The 15923-nt window shown below is 38.9% G+C and carries 11 protein-coding genes and 1 pseudogene; 1 reads left to right on the forward strand and 11 read right to left on the reverse strand.

Annotated features, from left to right (window positions below):
• Positions 1-56 precede the first annotated feature (56 nt).
• From ACJZU6_RS19570 to ACJZU6_RS19620, 11 genes and pseudogenes are all read right to left on the reverse strand, one after another.
• Positions 57-1049 (reverse strand): hypothetical protein, encoded by a 993-nt coding sequence (locus tag ACJZU6_RS19570; RefSeq protein ID WP_408901157.1) that lies wholly within the window; start codon positions 1047-1049, stop codon positions 57-59.
• Positions 1050-1070: 21 nt separating this feature from the next.
• Positions 1071-1664 carry a hypothetical protein gene (locus ACJZU6_RS19575; RefSeq protein ID WP_408901158.1) on the reverse strand — a complete coding sequence of 198 codons (594 nt, stop codon included), beginning with the start codon at positions 1662-1664 and terminating at the stop codon, positions 1071-1073.
• Positions 1665-1719: 55 nt separating this feature from the next.
• A complete protein-coding gene (locus ACJZU6_RS19580) occupies positions 1720-3636 on the reverse strand; it encodes a DUF262 domain-containing protein (protein WP_408901159.1) in 1917 nt (638 codons plus the stop codon).
• Positions 3623-4963 (reverse strand): DUF262 domain-containing protein, encoded by a 1341-nt coding sequence (locus tag ACJZU6_RS19585; protein ID WP_408901160.1) that lies wholly within the window; start codon positions 4961-4963, stop codon positions 3623-3625. Before ACJZU6_RS19585 ends, ACJZU6_RS19580 begins: the two co-directional genes overlap by 14 nt.
• A 2-nt stretch (positions 4964-4965) precedes the next feature.
• On the reverse strand, positions 4966-6732 hold the full coding sequence (locus tag ACJZU6_RS19590) for a restriction endonuclease subunit S (protein WP_408901161.1): 1767 nt from the start codon (positions 6730-6732) through the stop codon (positions 4966-4968).
• 2 nt (positions 6733-6734) lie between these two features.
• Positions 6735-8228, reverse strand: coding sequence for an N-6 DNA methylase (locus ACJZU6_RS19595; RefSeq protein ID WP_408901162.1), 1494 nt, complete (start codon positions 8226-8228; stop codon positions 6735-6737).
• Positions 8229-8376: 148 nt separating this feature from the next.
• Positions 8377-9705, reverse strand: a complete 1329-nt coding sequence (locus ACJZU6_RS19600) for an MATE family Na+-driven efflux transporter (protein ID WP_408901163.1) — start codon at positions 9703-9705, stop codon at positions 8377-8379.
• Positions 9706-9715: 10 nt separating this feature from the next.
• Positions 9716-10993, reverse strand: coding sequence for a hypothetical protein (locus tag ACJZU6_RS19605; RefSeq protein ID WP_408901164.1), 1278 nt, complete (start codon positions 10991-10993; stop codon positions 9716-9718).
• 54 nt (positions 10994-11047) lie between these two features.
• Positions 11048-13492 carry an EcoAI/FtnUII family type I restriction enzme subunit R gene (gene hsdR, locus ACJZU6_RS19610; RefSeq protein ID WP_408901165.1) on the reverse strand — a complete coding sequence of 815 codons (2445 nt, stop codon included), beginning with the start codon at positions 13490-13492 and terminating at the stop codon, positions 11048-11050.
• 122 nt (positions 13493-13614) lie between these two features.
• Positions 13615-14991, reverse strand: coding sequence for a DEAD/DEAH box helicase (locus tag ACJZU6_RS19615; protein ID WP_408901166.1), 1377 nt, complete (start codon positions 14989-14991; stop codon positions 13615-13617).
• Positions 14985-15511 (reverse strand): annotated as a pseudogene (locus ACJZU6_RS19620) (hypothetical protein). The gene ACJZU6_RS19615 and the pseudogene ACJZU6_RS19620 overlap by 7 nt, the downstream one beginning before the upstream one ends.
• A 101-nt stretch (positions 15512-15612) precedes the next feature.
• Here ACJZU6_RS19620 and ACJZU6_RS19625 point away from each other — a divergent pair.
• A complete protein-coding gene (locus ACJZU6_RS19625; RefSeq protein WP_408901167.1) occupies positions 15613-15921 on the forward strand; it encodes a helix-turn-helix domain-containing protein in 309 nt (102 codons plus the stop codon).
• Positions 15922-15923 lie beyond the last annotated feature (2 nt).

Genomic DNA, 15923 nt, shown 5'->3' on the forward strand with positions numbered 1-15923 from the left:
ATTACCAGTTTAATTAACGAAAAAATTCAATTTACCAACGTCATGCCCGTAAAAATTTACCCCTCTATCTTCTCAGCATGAATCCCGTATTGACTCATAGCATCTAACAATCTAGGGATGTTATCTCCCCATTGATTGGAAATAGCGATGAGTTCCCCTGAATCTAAAGTCAAAAGATCATTTTCAGAGGAATGGTAACGATTTAGATACTTTTCAGTGATCTGATCAAATAAAGCAACAGCGCGTGGTAGATTATAACCTTCAAGAGATCGATGAACTTCAGCTAAGTCAGTTGGTTTTTTAACATTAATCCAATGCGTTAAAATCGCTAATGCTAATTTACGTTTATTGTAAATCTGCCCGTTAAAACGATATTTTGAGTAATCTCGCTGTGTTTTTTTACTGGTTCGTTGCTCTACCTGTTTTTCTCTGAACTTAACCTGATACTCTTCAACCTCAGGAACAGGAATGATTTGCTCTGCATTGATTAAAACATCGTCATTGTAACGATATGGCGTTAATCGCACACAACTGATATCGATCCCTTTATCACGTAACCAAAGCACTGATGTTGTCAGCTCTTTGCCAAAATTAGCTGAAGCTAAAACAATACGAACATCATTGCCAAAGTCATCTAAACTGCTTTCATCCAAATCAACAAAGTCGAGAATAGTTTGACGCGCATTCAGCTCTAACTCTTCTTTTTCGATATATTCTTCAAAGTAAGAACACGCTTTATCAAACGTCATCGTCGATATCATGGCCGCATAACGTAAAGACTGAAGCTCCATATGAGCCCCAATTTCATCACGTTTTAATTCGATCACAACCAAGTTGGCTCTTTTATCAATAGCAAGTAAATCAATACGCCGACGACTGTCTTCCCAATCTGAAAACTCCTCAGAAATAACTAAGCAGTCAGGTGCAATAGCACCAATACAACCTTTTAACGCTTCTTGTAAATCTTGACGTTCAAGTAATCCCTCAGCTGCAAAAGTAGTTTGCGTTAAAGCAGTTAGGCTTTTATTTGAAATATTGTAAAGGCTCATATCTGATACCAATTAAATAAACTATCTTAAAGAAGCAAATGACGAAAAACCCACCACTCGACTTCTTGTTCCTTGATTACACAAATCTAATTCTTGGCAAATAATTTTATATATTTCAGGAGGAAATCCACCTTCAAAATTCCATTCACGTTCGCCGTTACTCATACGAGCAATGCCAGATATATTTGGATATTTATTCCCTAATTTATGCTTCACAATATAGTTTGATAGCTGCTTGCTACTAACAAAATTCATTGGGCGCATTTCACGTAAAAGTTCTTCAAACTCCATTGTCTCATCAGAGGATAATCCATACATCGATTGAGTTTTACTTGTCTTATTCGATGAAATCAGAGAAGTTTTTGAAGTGTGACGCTTACTAAACCCCTTTTTATCCTGAACAACTGATGCGTATTCAGGGTTAAATAAACGACCATCCTGATACAGAGTATGTAAAAAGCTCAATTGAGTTTCAAACTGATCGGAAGATTGAGAATTCGTAAATAAATATGTACCTTTCGAGGTTTGCTCAACACTATCATAAAGCAAACCACGAATACTTAGAGTTTTTGTCTCTTTTCCTAGAGTAGAAATTAAATCTGTTAGCAATTTCATTTTATTATTTCAGTAACATAAGCCAAGACGCTAAGGATGCTATTTTTATAACAACCTAGTTATTCAAAACATTAATCATCTCTTTTTCATGATTCTGTATATTAGCCTTCCCTTTTCCTTCTGGTCCCCAATCGTCATAGCTCATCATAATGGCTTGTTTTAAACTCTCGGCACGATTGTTCTCTTGATAGAATTTCTTCTTATCTTGTGGGGAGTAATTACTCAGCCTTGAGTTACTGCTTGGGGAAATGAGGCAAAGGTTGCCAAAGCGATCAACGTCTTCCATCTTTCTTGCACCAGATGGATCGGTTTGTGGGAAGTAATGCTCAACAGATGTTCGGAATGAAAACTGAAAATCCTCAAAGTGCTTTCCAAGTTCTTTTTTACCAATACCATCAAATGATTCATTGTTCGATAAACGCTTCCATAGTAGGTAATCCAACCTGTTAAACACAAAGTTCTGAACACCTGTACCTTGATGCAATACCCCTGGGTCACCTTCACTAAACGCTAAACATTTACCATCTGTGATTTCTTTAAAATAACGATCACTTAGGCGTTCAAGCTCTTTTAAGTACACTTCGCCATCAACAACAAAATTCGATTGCTGCGTTGTATGTTTATTCAAAATACTCAACGTATCGTTTAACCAACGTTTGTAAACTAAAGCAGGGTTCGAGACATGGAACATTGCCAATATCATACGAACTTTTTCGTTATAATCGCCAGTCAACGCATTTGAATACTCAGGGCTTAGACTATTACCGTATTTGTACGCATTAAGTCTTAACAAACTCCACTTACGCTTCTCATCGTGTTGATCTGGTTTTATGACGTAACTATCAAATAGAATGCGATACTTAAGCAGCTCATAGACAAACGCTTTAGCACTCACCTTTAAGCCATCATCTTTAGAGATAAACGTATCGATTAGCTTCTTATCATCTAATGAAACGCTCTCTTCCGTATTCATTAGTTTTAACACATGAAGTAAAAAGTTGGAGAAGTCGATAACCGTACCAAAACGCTCTTCCTTCTCTCGCTCTTCATCATCAGTGTTTGAGTTTGATGCCTTATTCTTGATGATATCTCGCAACGTCATGGCATCTTGCTTTTGCTGCTTGCTCGTATGCTTTTCTAAAATGGCATCAAAGTTAGCTGGCATCATCTGCCAACTGTCACCGAATACGGCTTTTCGTAGATCTGATTGAAAGCCCATCTGGGTATAACGCGTCATATTAGAACAAGCATCCCAGATAGTTGAAAAACAGCCTCTTTCCTCATCGCTAGCCAGTGTCGCCATGAATTTCGCTTTTAATACTTCATGCTTTTCTAGCTGTTCACCACGGTTGTTCATGATCTCAAAATAGTGGTTAAGATCGGTTTGTGGCGGCACAACAACTCTCAGTATGGTGACGCTTTTTAATAGGTAATCGACGAACTGCTTGGTTTTCGCCTTATCATCTAAACCCTTTGCTTTGAAGTAACGCTGAATAATGTTGAAGGCAGCGTGAATATTGGGCTCTTCTGTCTCGCTATTGGTATTACCGGAATAAATATCGTCTAACGCTCTGGAAGACTTTGGGCGACTATCAAAGGTTAAGTTGATCGCTAACGCTTCAAGTTCATCGCAACCCAAGACATTACGATGCTTTAGGTACGCCAATAAGATAGAAAGCGTAGTATGCCTTTGCTGACCATCTATGGTTTCATACACCACATTCGATTGCTGCGAATGCGTTGTACGCTGATAAACCACAAGGCTACCCAGATAATACTTATCTTGCTTGGCTGTAACGGTTTCTTCTGCTTGGGTAATAAGCCCTGCGGCATCACTGATATCTTGAATAAGCTGTTCAATCTCTGTCGCGCCCCAAGCGTAATTACGCTGATAAATAGGGATCACGTATTGCGTTTTGCTATCGAAAAGCGCTTTAACGGATAACTGCTCTACTTGATTAGTTTGACTCATTAAGACTTCCCGATTTCATTGCTTCAATAGATGCCTCAACGCCCTTAGCGTTGTTGAACTTAGGCTCTTTGATATACGGCGGCTGAAAGTTCAACACTTGCTGAGGGTGAACCGCTTTGTTTATGGCTCTGAATAACCCATTACGCGCTTTAGCGTGATTGTCTACCGACTCCATCCCGATGCGTTGTAGGTCAAGGCGTAAGAAGTAGCTCCAGCGATAACAAATCTGTGCTGCTTTCTCTAACTCCACATCTCCGAACTTGTCGTAGTAGTACATCACCGCACACAAAAATAGGTTTCGCACGTAGCTATCTCCTTTGCGGTTGCTGCCACTGTAATTAGCGTGTGTCTCAATGAATGAAAATAGCTTTGAATCTTTACCAGCAAATAAGGCTGAGTGAATAGCCATGTAGTGCTGAATGTACTCAAAGAAGCGCTTACCGTTGATCATCACCTGATCGACTTGGAATGGGTAGCCCTTGGTTTGCTTGTCCCATTTGCGAGCAGGATCGGCATTGAAAGTTTCAATCGCATAATCCAGCGCAAGCATGGAATCGACATAAGCGTACTGTGTGCTGTCTAGGTTAATACCTTTGAATACATCAATATTGTGACGACTAAACTGGATGCCGTAGTCACCATCAACCCAGCGGCGCATTCGGAACAAGAACTCCCCCATGATGGTGTGCAAGTTCGCAGACTCATCATCTGGGTTTACGCCTTGCTCCCACAAGCTGACGTGATGCAGACGCTCATTTTGTTCTGTTGAGTCCATCATTTCACGCAGGTGATACGCTTTTAGCAAATCATGAGGGGCAAGTGCTTTACCACGTGCATTTTGTGAATCGAAGAACTGGAATGCTTCACTCAAATCATCCAATGTGACTTGGATTAGCTCGCACTTGTTAAGTACAAAATTGAGTAGTTCCTGTTTTTCTATCACAGGCAGGTTCGCTACTCGCTCAGATATCAGTTGTGCATTATTCTTAAGGTTTTCGATACTGACCGATGATTCAAATCTATGCTCAAGCAAGCTAGATGAAATGCTGTTCTCTTCCTCGTCCAGAATGGTGCAAAGCAAGGTTAGTGTCAGCAAGCGCTGCTGACCATCAACGATATTAAGCGCAGCACTTTCTGAGTCTTTGTCTTGATGCAGTACCACCGTACCAAGCCGATAACACAGCTTAGTACGGTGATGAATAATGTCATCAATCAGCTGATTAACGTGCTTGGGTTGCCATTTGTATGGACGTTGATACTCAGGAATTATGAGTAATTCCCCCAACAACTGCGCAATAGTTTGAGGCTGATTGAAGACAATTGCCATGGTTATACAGCCTGTTCAATGATAGCGTCAGTGAGGTGTAATTGAGTAACTTGAGATTCCTTTAATCGTTTTTTAAGTTGCTCACATGTAGAAAATAAACTCTCAACGACTTTTACAATCTTCACTTGTTCCGTGCACGGCGGTAATTTAACCCAAATTTCTCGAATTGTTGTCATAGATAGACTTGGTTGAGCAGTTGATTTCATTGATTTAAATAGTTCTTTTCTACCTATTGGACTATTAAGATATATACAAAGATAATGTAAATTTAAATCTGCATAAGGCTCTACTTTTGCAACATTTGGGGCAAGGTGCCACCGTTCTTTTCTATTAAAAACACATACATCACCAATACCAGCACCAATGAATGTAACCAATAATGCAGGTCGATCAATAGCACTTCTAGGTAAATTTAAAGAGGTTTCTTTATCAATATATTTTAGATTTTCAAGATCTGGTGAAAACGGTCTTACATTTTGAGCTCGGATAACAGCAACATCCCCAGCATCCTCTAGATTTATGTATTTGGTATATTCAAAGCCTGCAAGTTTTGTAACAAACACAAGGTCGTTTAAAAGCACTTGATGCCAACCACTTGGTGTTTCTAAATCTAGAGTATCGTCAATGACCACTTTTTTAGGTTTTTGAATCTCTTTATTTTTAATTCTTAACTGTTGATGCAGAGCAATACGCTCTAGCAGCACCGATGCAGGTTCATCATTTGGATCTTGTGGGACAAGTTTACCCATCACAGCTAACTGCAAAATGGTTTGTTTTAGCTGATCGATGCTCTCTTCTGTGGTGAATAATGTATCGAAGTGATCGCTAATGCGTGCCCAGTTATCCATTAACTCATTGGCATCAGCTGAGTTAGCCAATGTGCAGAGTAACGTGCTCACTAATAACTGATGCGCTTCAATACTGGCTTCGGTTTGTTGCTCTAGTTGGTCGCAAAGTGTCATTAATTCATCGACTTTGGCGACGATGCGGTGTTGTTCAGCTAAAGGAGGCACTGGGAACTCAAACATTTCGAGAACTTTTTTACTAAGTCCCTCAATCGCCATTCCTACTTGTCTTCCCCAAACAAGTTTTTGCACCATTGGAGACAGAATACCCAGATGTATAAAGCTACTCATTTTGCTTTCAATTAAGCGAATGATTGTTACATGCTGACTTACGTTTGCTTCGTATAAACTTTCGGGAAATATCGTTGAACGACCTAGTGATGCACCAGTGATATTTAACAAAACATCATTAGGAAGAACCTTAGTTTTTTCCATTTTCTGATGAGTTTCCATCGGTATGTATGCGATATCATCCAGTTTAATACCTTCGTTTCGTATATTTTGAGAACGCAAAAATGGTACGCCCTCTTCAACATATGCAGTTTTGCCTCCTCTTGGCGTACTACCTGAGCCCAGTTTTGAAGTTAAATTACCTAACCTAACTATTGACCACCCTGTTGGTAAATCATTTGGTATATCAGAATCGAGTAATTCAGGAAGAGCTTTTGTTCTTGGAATTATTTTATCTCTAACCAACTGTGCTTTTTCAGCCGCAATGCGTTCAAGCAATACAGATGCAGGCTCATCACTTGGATCTTGCGGCACTAACTTACCACGCACAGCCAATTCTAAAATCAACTCACGGAGTTTCTTAACGCCATACAACTCTAATTTTTTGCGACTACCACGCCCTGATGTGGATTGATTTTTTACTGCAGATGTCCACGTATCAATGTGTTGGGTAATTAACGATTCAACAGTCATGATCACGCCTCACTGCCAGTTGATGATTTCAGCGCATCACCCAAGATGTTCTTTAACTGATTACGTAGTTCTGTGATCTCTTGTTGCTGCTGTTGGTAGCTTGCCAATAGCTCTTGGGGATCATGGACAATCACTTCATCTTGATGCGGATTTTTAATGTCTAAGTTGAAGTTACGCTCGATGATTTCTTCAATTGAGACTTTCCATGCATGTTCATTTTCAACACGTGAAGCAAAACCGTCCGCTTCATTGCCCCACCAATCAATCTCTTGCTGGAACTCTTCAAACTTCATCGGCTTAGTTTTGCTGTAGTTCTTCACGCCTGCTGGGTATGGATGCTCGTAGAACCATACCTCTTTAGTTGGCTTACCTTTGGTGAAGAACAAAATATTGGTTTTAATGCCTGTGTATGGGTTAAATACCCCGTTTGGCAAACGAACGATGGTGTGTAAGTTACACTCTTCGGTCAGCATCTTTTTGATTTTGGTTTTAACACCTTCACCGAATAGTGTGCCATCGGGCAATACAACCGCAGCTCGGCCACCTTGTTTACCATTTACAGGGGCAGCAAGCACTTCAATAATTAGCTGTAAAAACAGATCGGCGGTTTCACGGGTTTGCATCTCGGCAGGGAAGTTCTTTTCGATGCCATCTTCTTCCGTACCACCAAATGGCGGGTTAGTGACGATAACGTCAATTTCATCATCCCAACTTGAAAGAGGTTTATTTAAGGTATTACCGTGTTTAATTTGCACTGGCACTTCAATACCATGCAACATCATATTGGTAGTACACAACAAATGTGGCAGCTGTTTTTTCTCTACCCCGTGAATTTGCTTTTGCAGCGTTTCATGGTCAGCTGAGGTTATTACATAATTCTCTTTTACATGATCAAACGAGCACGCTAAAAAACCGCCTGTACCACAAGCGGGATCCATAATAGATTCACCCAATTTTGGATCAGTTACTTTTACAATAAACTTCGTAATAGCACGAGGAGTATAAAACTCACCCGAATTACCTGCACTTTGTAGGTCTTTTAATATTTGTTCGTAAATATCACCAAACAGATGACGCTCGGTTGAATCGGTAAAATCGATTTCATTTAGCTTGTTGATCACTTGGCGAAGCAATGTGCCATTTTTCATATAGTTAAATGCATCACTAAACGCAGCTTTTACTACTAAACCACGAGGATTTTTCTCGCCATTAACTAGCATGTTTTTTAAATGATAAAACAGGTCATCGTTGACAAACTCAAGTAATTTTTCGCCAGTGATCCCTTCTGCATCTGCTGCCCAGTTACGCCATAAGTATTTTTCGTCAATCGGTGCTTGGTAATCATCTTGTTCCAGCTCTAACTCTTCTTCTTGAGCATCAAAAACCTTAAGGAATAATAGCCACGACATTTGACCAAGGCGCTGTGCGTCACCATCTACACCAGCGTCTTTACGCATAATGTCTTGAATAGATTTAATTACGGAACTGATAGACATGTTTTACTACTTTAGCTAACTGAAATTGTGGGGAATTGTACCATTAAACGCATAATGATTAGATATACAGTTAACAAAAAAGCGTATCAAAAAGATACGCTTTAAAGGGTGTTGAGAAAATGTTCAACTTATTGGTGGTATTGGTAAATTAATTCGGCATCATTGTGTAATTAGCATTCACTTTTCTTCGTAAAATCGAATATAGAACCCATGTTATTAAGGCATCAATAGTAATACCTAGTCCAAACATGATAGCTATACGATCTAATGTTGGAACGAATATGCCTATTTGATACAAAGCAAAAGCATTACCATAAAAAATACTGTTAACAAGCAATGACTGATAGAGCATTAAATCTGTTCGGCCGATACCGTAAAAATAGCTATCGATAACATTATTAAGGCTAAATACGATATAAAAACCAACCAGTAACCCAATCAAATGCATAACAGGCGCTACATCACTGATCCCCATCACATTAGCGATAAAGCTCTGCCACTGTGGTGCTGTAAGTAACCATGTAGCAACAATGCCAACACTTAACCAAAGGTAACTATTTACCCGCTGTGAGGTTAAGCCATTATGGGTTGCTGCATCTTGTTTAACCAATTGCCCCAGCGTTAAGACCGGTAGTAATAGCCACCCCCAAATAAACTGGTTTGCTAACCAATAAGTGCCCGACTGCTGAACCTGATTCACTAGCTGTAAGATCATCACAATGAATGCTGTATTACGAACAAACGACTCTAGACCCGATTTCCAACCAATAATTGCCCACTCTTTTAACCAGTCTCGATGATTAAATTCGCTAATATTGAGGTTTAAGCTCACGCCAGATTTCGATAGATATATCAGAGCAACAATAGCAAGCACGCTATTTACGATAATATTGCTGACTGCAATGCCATTTACTCCCAATTGCATTGAGAATGAAAATTGGCTAACCAAAGCACTATCACACAGGATTGTCATTACCATTTGTGCAATAAGTAGACCACACAAGGCATTTTTCTGATTTTTTAATACCAGAACCAACGACAAAAAGGCATAAACACTAGACAGTAAAATAGCCACGGACTCTAGCCGAATATAGTCAACGGTACGATTCAATAGCTCTGCTTGCTGCTGCATTGCACCAACAAGCTGTGGTGTTAACGCTAAAACAATAACCGTTAAAATCACATAACAAACAATAGTAATAAGTAAAGAAACACTTGCTCGCTGACGAAACTGACGATTATCACTGATAACCTGCCCTAAGATGAAAGCTAATGGCACCAATAGCGCTTCACTAAGCACTTCATAGCCAACATTTAGCCATGCAACCTGTGCTGCGATACTGAATGTCCAGCTATTAGGCAGCGCTCCTAAAAAGTGAATACGGGTTGTTGAATACACCAATGGAATAAGGCTCGTAAGAATTAATACCAACCAAAGTCGATAGTTAATTGACTTAAGCTCAATACGTTCCAGCATGTTACCTACTTTATAGATCTGTTGAAATTTGATGAAGAAAAAGGGTTTCTTTTGAAAAGTAATGTTTATTATCAATGAGCTCTTGTTGCTGTAAAGATGAAAACAGTGTCATAAGATATTGAAACAAATCATCATATTGCGATTTTTTAATTACTGTCGGTGATGTTGAAAACGCCTGCCATGGAAAGTCTTCTAACGTATTAACAGCAAACTTAGGTAAGTAATTATGTTGATGCTTTCCCATTAATATATGTTCTAACTGAACACAATAATGCTGCATTATCGAACAATGAAAACTGTATTTATAACCATCGTCCTTAACCATTAATGTCGGTAACGAGCAAAACAGAAAGTAAACTTGAGATGCTAATTCACTCGCTTTTGCTTTGTTATCGCTTTTCTGTTGGGTGATCGATTTAAGATCTTTAACCTGAACCGTAGTCCCTTTTAAAACGGTAAAGTTAACGTTATGAATTTGCGATTCACGATAATAGAGTGAGATTTCAGAAGTTGTTCGCCCTATTACTACTTCTACCAGTAAACGATTTTTCATGCGTAATATTATTTTTGTACCCAGTATGTCGGCATGAACACATTCGTTCCCCAACAGAGCGAGTAACTTTTCACACCATTTATCAGCGGATAAATCTGACTGAATAAAAAGATCAAGATCAGATAATGTCGTTAATCGATTTGCACCTAAACTCCCAAAACCTAAAACAGTTTCAGCATCAACATCATCAACGAAAGCATGACGTAGTTTATCTAAACACTGGTGATGCCTAAGCGGAAATGATTGCCAGAACTTAGAAAAATCTTGTCCATATTCAAACGAATAAGATTGCCAAATATGACATTGCCAATAATATTCAAGCGTCTTTAGCGTGACTTTATCAGCAAGAAATCGAATGGTTTCTGCTATGCTTTGTGCTTTTTTATATGACTCTGGATAAGGAATTTTTGCATATTTATCAGCATTGATAGCCGAAATACTCTTTTCTATATCTCGGACACAATGAATCAAAATGCCACGTTTTGTTTTTAACTGTAATTTCAATGACTCAGCAACACGACCATAGCCAGAAAATTCAATAATAGCGTCTGAGGTTTGACTTACAGCGGCAACGAAACGTTCACAGGCTTCCTGTTCACCTTGATCACTACCATCACTGTATAAAATGCGAAATTCATCCAATGATAAATAATTATATGAAGGTAAAAATTGAGATATTTTCTGACTCAGCGTGGATTTACCTGAGTTCAGATTTCCAAATAGGTAGATGTGCATGGGGTGTTCCGAAGAACAGGCTACACTGTTTGTAGCCTGTTAATATTGATAAGTTTATGCGGACTGATAAATAGCAGCTTCAAGTTCGTTAACTGCTTCTAAATATTGCGGTTTGCCGCCAAAGCCTTTTTTGATGATTTCTATTGGGCGCCCCAGTTCATCAAACGGTTTTACTTTTAGAACGTGAATATTTTCAATCTCTTGCACACCTTCATCGGCATATTTTTCAAGTAGATTACTCAACACCTGCTGCGCTGTTTCACCGTACTTGGTAAAGTAATTACGCTTTTTAACGTTCTCTGCACGTTCTTTTCGTGTAAGTGCTGGCTGATCATAAACGACATGACAAATCATATCGAATGGATCCATATCTTTACCCACTTCTTGTTCTAATGCATCCCAAATAATGCCAAGCTCAGCTAATTCATCAATAATCGCTTGCTTGCGATCGGCATCATTCCAACGTTTGGTAAAATCGTCTAACGAGGAAAATTGCGTTGCCATGGCTTTACGTGTGTAGTCTTTAAATGACTCCGTCACTAACTTGCCATCACTATCGTAATATTGCACACGCTCAGCAATTTTAGTGACAGTGACACCTGACACATGGAATTTCTTTACTTCTTCCTGAACAGGATCATCAACACCTTGCGGTGTATTGTCATCTCCTGATGGAGTATATGACGGTGGTGTCGGCTCTAAAATTGTATTCGGGTCAATATCATCGTCGCCAAATGGTGTTTCTGATGAATCTTCTCCATCAGTACCATTGACAATATCATCCAGATCTTCTGGATTTTCAAAGTCACCAGGTTTCGCCACTTTTACTTGTTCAGGCGAACCATCAAAGCGTTCATCAGCAAATAATTCTGTCGCTTTTTTAAAATCTAAAATCGAAAACCATAGTTTGCCGTAGCGATCATCAATGCGCGTTCCGCGACCAATAACTTGCTTAAACTTTGTCATCGATTTAATCGTCGAATCGAGGACAATTAACTTACACGTTTTTGCATCAACTCCAGTGGTCATTAATTCTGAGGTTGTTGCAATAACTGGATATGCCTTTTTAGGATTAATGAAATTATCTAGTTGAGCTTTACCAATTTGATCATCGCCAGTAATTTTCATTACATACTTTTCATTTTTAGCCATTTGCTCAGGACAGCAATTGGCAATGGCACGACGCATGCGCTCGGCATGGTCAATATCGTTACAAAAGACGATGGTTTTTGCCATTGGATCCGTACGTTTTAAATAGTTCGTGATGGTTTGAGCGACTAATTCTGTACGCTCATCAATCACCATGGTGCGATCGAAGTCTTTCTGATTGTAGATTCGATCTGTAATGGTTTCACCGTGTTTATCTTTCTGCCCTTTTGTTGGTCGCCAACCTTGTAAATCAACGTCTAAATCAATGCGAACCACTTTGTAAGGAGCAAGAAAACCATCTTCAATACCTTGTTTTAACGAATAGGTATAGACAGGCTCTTTAAAGTATTCGATGTTAGAGACTTCGTCTGTTTCTTTGGGGGTTGCGGTTAAACCTATTTGAGTCGCAGACTTAAAATATTCAAGAATTTCACGCCATGCACTATCTTCAGACGCACTTCCTCGATGGCACTCATCCACAACAATTAAATCAAAGAAGTCAGGACTGACATTCTTGAAGATTTTCTTGCCTTCTTCTTGCCCAGTCATAGCTTGATATAAACCAAGGTGAATTTCAAAAGCAGGGTCGATACTACGATTACCAATTTTGGTCATTGCGGTATCAAACGGCTGAAAATCGTTATTTTTGGTTTGATCGACCAAAATATTACGATCAGCTAGGAAAAGAATACGTTTCTTAGCCCCTGATTTCCAAAGGCGCCAGATGATTTGAAATGCGGTATAGGTTTTACCGGTGCCCGTCGCCATCACTAGCAAGATACGGTCTTCACCAGAAGATACGGCTTCAATAGTCTTATTAATCGCATTTAATTGATAATAACGTGGAGACTTACCACTACCATCGTCATAGTAATCTTGCGTGATCAATGGTAATTGTGTAGCAGTATAGCCTTTCCATTGGCAATACTTTTCCCACAGCATTTGTGGGGAAGGGAAATCTTCTAAATTAATTTCAGACTCTAGCTTTGCTGGATTTGTTTTATCGTGAAAAATAAAACCATCACCATTACTAGCAAAAACGAATGGAACTTCAAGCAATGATGCGTAATCCAATCCCTGCTGCATGCCTTTGCCGATTTCGTGCTTGTTAGCTTTAGCTTCAACAACGGCAAGCGGAATACTCGGCTTGTGGTACAACACAATATCAGCAGATTTCACTTTTTTACGAGCCGCAATTTGACCTCGTACGACGACCTTACCATCTCGTAATTTTACTTCCTGGCGAATTTGCGTCATATCATTCCAGCCATTAGCTTTAATAGCTGGAAGGATAAATTTAGAAATAATGTCGGCTTCAGAAAGCTGAGATTTGGAAAATTTTTCGACCATATGACTTTAATCCATCTGTAATTGCAGATGATTATATAACAAAGTTCATATGATAGAAGTATTTCAAAGTAACAAGTCTTAAATATTTAAGTAATCTGATCACATAGTTACATTAAAGATTACTATCCAAAAGCTGCTATCACTCGTTCTCGATAACGTCCTAGTTTTATACGCTCAGATTCTTGATAAATCATTTCACTACCACTTTTAGAGCTATTTGACACATCGTCTTGCCAATCAATGAAGAGTGAAGAAAAGCCACTCTGAATAGTCGCAGTACTTTCAGTCGCTTTTACTTTCGTGTCACTAATGATGTCTTTAACAGACTGAGCAACATCAATATACAAACAAGACTCTGGTATATCTTGCTCTATACGTTCAGCAAACTCTACCAAGTTACTTTCAGCAAATGTATAAAGCCATGCATCTTGATTAATGCTATTAGTTACACGCAAAATACGCCCCAATACCTGTCTAAAATACAACTCTGTTTTAACCGCACTTAAGTGACAACAAACTTGAAGCCTTGGTATATCAGTACCTTCACTAATCATTCCCACACTGACTATCCACTGCGTTTTATCATTTCTAAAACGCTGAATCTCTTCCATTGGAGATTGATGGTGATAAGTAACGATAGAAGCAGTTTGTTTAAGTTCAACATCTAACAACTTTTGTATCCATTTAGCATGTGATACTGAAGCGGCAACAATCAGCCCTGCTGCATTAGCTGTTCTTTTTCTAATCTCGCTGAGCTTTGTACAAGCCAACTTTAATATATAGATAACAGCAGCTTGATTATGAATAATCGATTGGTATGACGCTTTTGTATGTTGAAGTAAGTCAGCAATTGATGGAAATGAGTGGCTAGATTCATCTTTAATAGATAAACCTTCATTATCAACCAATACAATCTTAGGCCGACGACAAACATTATCATTAACCGCTTGATTTAACGTGTATTGATAATCACAGACTAGCATTCCTTCAGGATCAGAATATTCTGCCATTGCTATGGGTAAACGATCAGAGCGCCAAGGTGTACCCGATAGCGCTAATGTATATTTAGCTAGCCGCTGTACTTTACATACGACTTGCTCTCCCCATGAATTACTTTTCCCATCCTCGTCAAACGAACAATGATGGATTTCATCAAACACGACAAAAATTCGATACTTTTTTAACGTTTTCCAAAAGGAATCATCAAGATATTTGATGCTTTGGTATGTGTAAGATGCCCCTAAAGTCCCTAACCCACCACTAAACGCGCATGATAAATAAGATGAAAATGTCGCTTTTATTCCCTCTGCTACTGCAGAAGAAGGCGAAAAACAGAGTACTAAGTCTATTTCATCATTATCCAATAATGATTTGGCGACATTCGCGGCCATGATGGTCTTTCCAGCACCTGGAGTCGCTTGGCAAAAGAAGTGTGAATATCCATTTATATATTTATCTAACGCTTTATTAACACATTCCGACTGCCAAAGCCTCAGCATAGGGACACCTTACTATTTTTTACCTGCAAACGATTTGTTAACGCATTTACTTTGCCCAAAAGTTTAGCGGAACGTTCTTTAGCTGTATCAAAAAGCGGGATCAATATTTCCTCATCATTAGGGAAACGATTAAGTAATGATTGATATTCTTCAACTTCACCCAATGTAATCGCAAGTTCCGCTTCATACTCCTTTTTCTCTTGAACTAGGATTTCGATAATGTTGCCAACACAATTTGATGCTTTTACTTTTTCATCACTTTTTGGCGCAAAAGATTGAGTTCGAAATAGATCTGTTATTGAGTAACGTTTATCTCTTCTTTTTCCTAAAGATGTTAGCCATCCATTTTTTTCAAACGATAGAAGCTGTCTATAGACATATTGTCTCGCTTCTTCTTTATCAGTAAACGACACATCCAGACTCAGTAGCGCATCTCTGAGCTCTATCACCGAAAAATCATCCTCTTATTTTCAATCAATAGGTTAAACATATGAGCATTTATTTTGATGATTGTATTCATGTGTAAATTTAGACCAATAAAAACTTAGGATTGCTAAGTATACAAAAATCAGTAAAACTTAGACAATCTAAGTTATCTATAGGTTTAAAAGAAATGTCTAAGTGGAATACAACAACCCCATTCCAGCGAGGCTCAAAGCTGCGCGTAAAAAAGCAAAAATCACCCAGAAGGATTTAGGGGTGAAAATAGGTATGGAAGAAAGCTCGGCTAGTGGCCGAATGAATCATTATGAAAAAGGCCGTCATGTACCTGATATTGGCACTTTGAAGCGTATGGCTGAAGAGCTAGGCGTTCCGCTACATTACTTCTTCTGCGAGAATGAATTAAGTGCAGAGCTTGTGTGCGCTATTGAAAAGTTAAGTGATGAAGATAAACAGGAATTACTAGAAAAGTTGATCGCGTCTAAATAAGA

This window comes from Photobacterium piscicola (assembly GCF_046058925.1).
Taxonomy (GTDB): Bacteria; Pseudomonadota; Gammaproteobacteria; order Enterobacterales; family Vibrionaceae; genus Photobacterium; species Photobacterium piscicola.

Excerpts from the sequence above, each read along its gene's own strand:
- ACJZU6_RS19585 (WP_408901160.1), bottom strand. The coding sequence starts at position 4,963 with ATGGCAATTGTCTTCAATCAGCCTCAAACTATTGCGCAGTTGTTGGGG.
- ACJZU6_RS19570 (WP_408901157.1), bottom strand. The coding sequence starts at position 1,049 with ATGAGCCTTTACAATATTTCAAATAAAAGCCTAACTGCTTTAACGCAA.
- ACJZU6_RS19605 (WP_408901164.1), bottom strand. The coding sequence starts at position 10,993 with ATGCACATCTACCTATTTGGAAATCTGAACTCAGGTAAATCCACGCTG.
- ACJZU6_RS19590 (WP_408901161.1), bottom strand. The coding sequence starts at position 6,732 with ATGACTGTTGAATCGTTAATTACCCAACACATTGATACGTGGACATCT.
- hsdR (WP_408901165.1), bottom strand. The coding sequence starts at position 13,492 with ATGGTCGAAAAATTTTCCAAATCTCAGCTTTCTGAAGCCGACATTATT.
- ACJZU6_RS19580 (WP_408901159.1), bottom strand. The coding sequence starts at position 3,636 with ATGAGTCAAACTAATCAAGTAGAGCAGTTATCCGTTAAAGCGCTTTTC.
- ACJZU6_RS19615 (WP_408901166.1), bottom strand. The coding sequence starts at position 14,991 with ATGCTGAGGCTTTGGCAGTCGGAATGTGTTAATAAAGCGTTAGATAAA.
- ACJZU6_RS19600 (WP_408901163.1), bottom strand. The coding sequence starts at position 9,705 with ATGCTGGAACGTATTGAGCTTAAGTCAATTAACTATCGACTTTGGTTG.
- ACJZU6_RS19595 (WP_408901162.1), bottom strand. The coding sequence starts at position 8,228 with ATGTCTATCAGTTCCGTAATTAAATCTATTCAAGACATTATGCGTAAA.
- ACJZU6_RS19575 (WP_408901158.1), bottom strand. The coding sequence starts at position 1,664 with ATGAAATTGCTAACAGATTTAATTTCTACTCTAGGAAAAGAGACAAAA.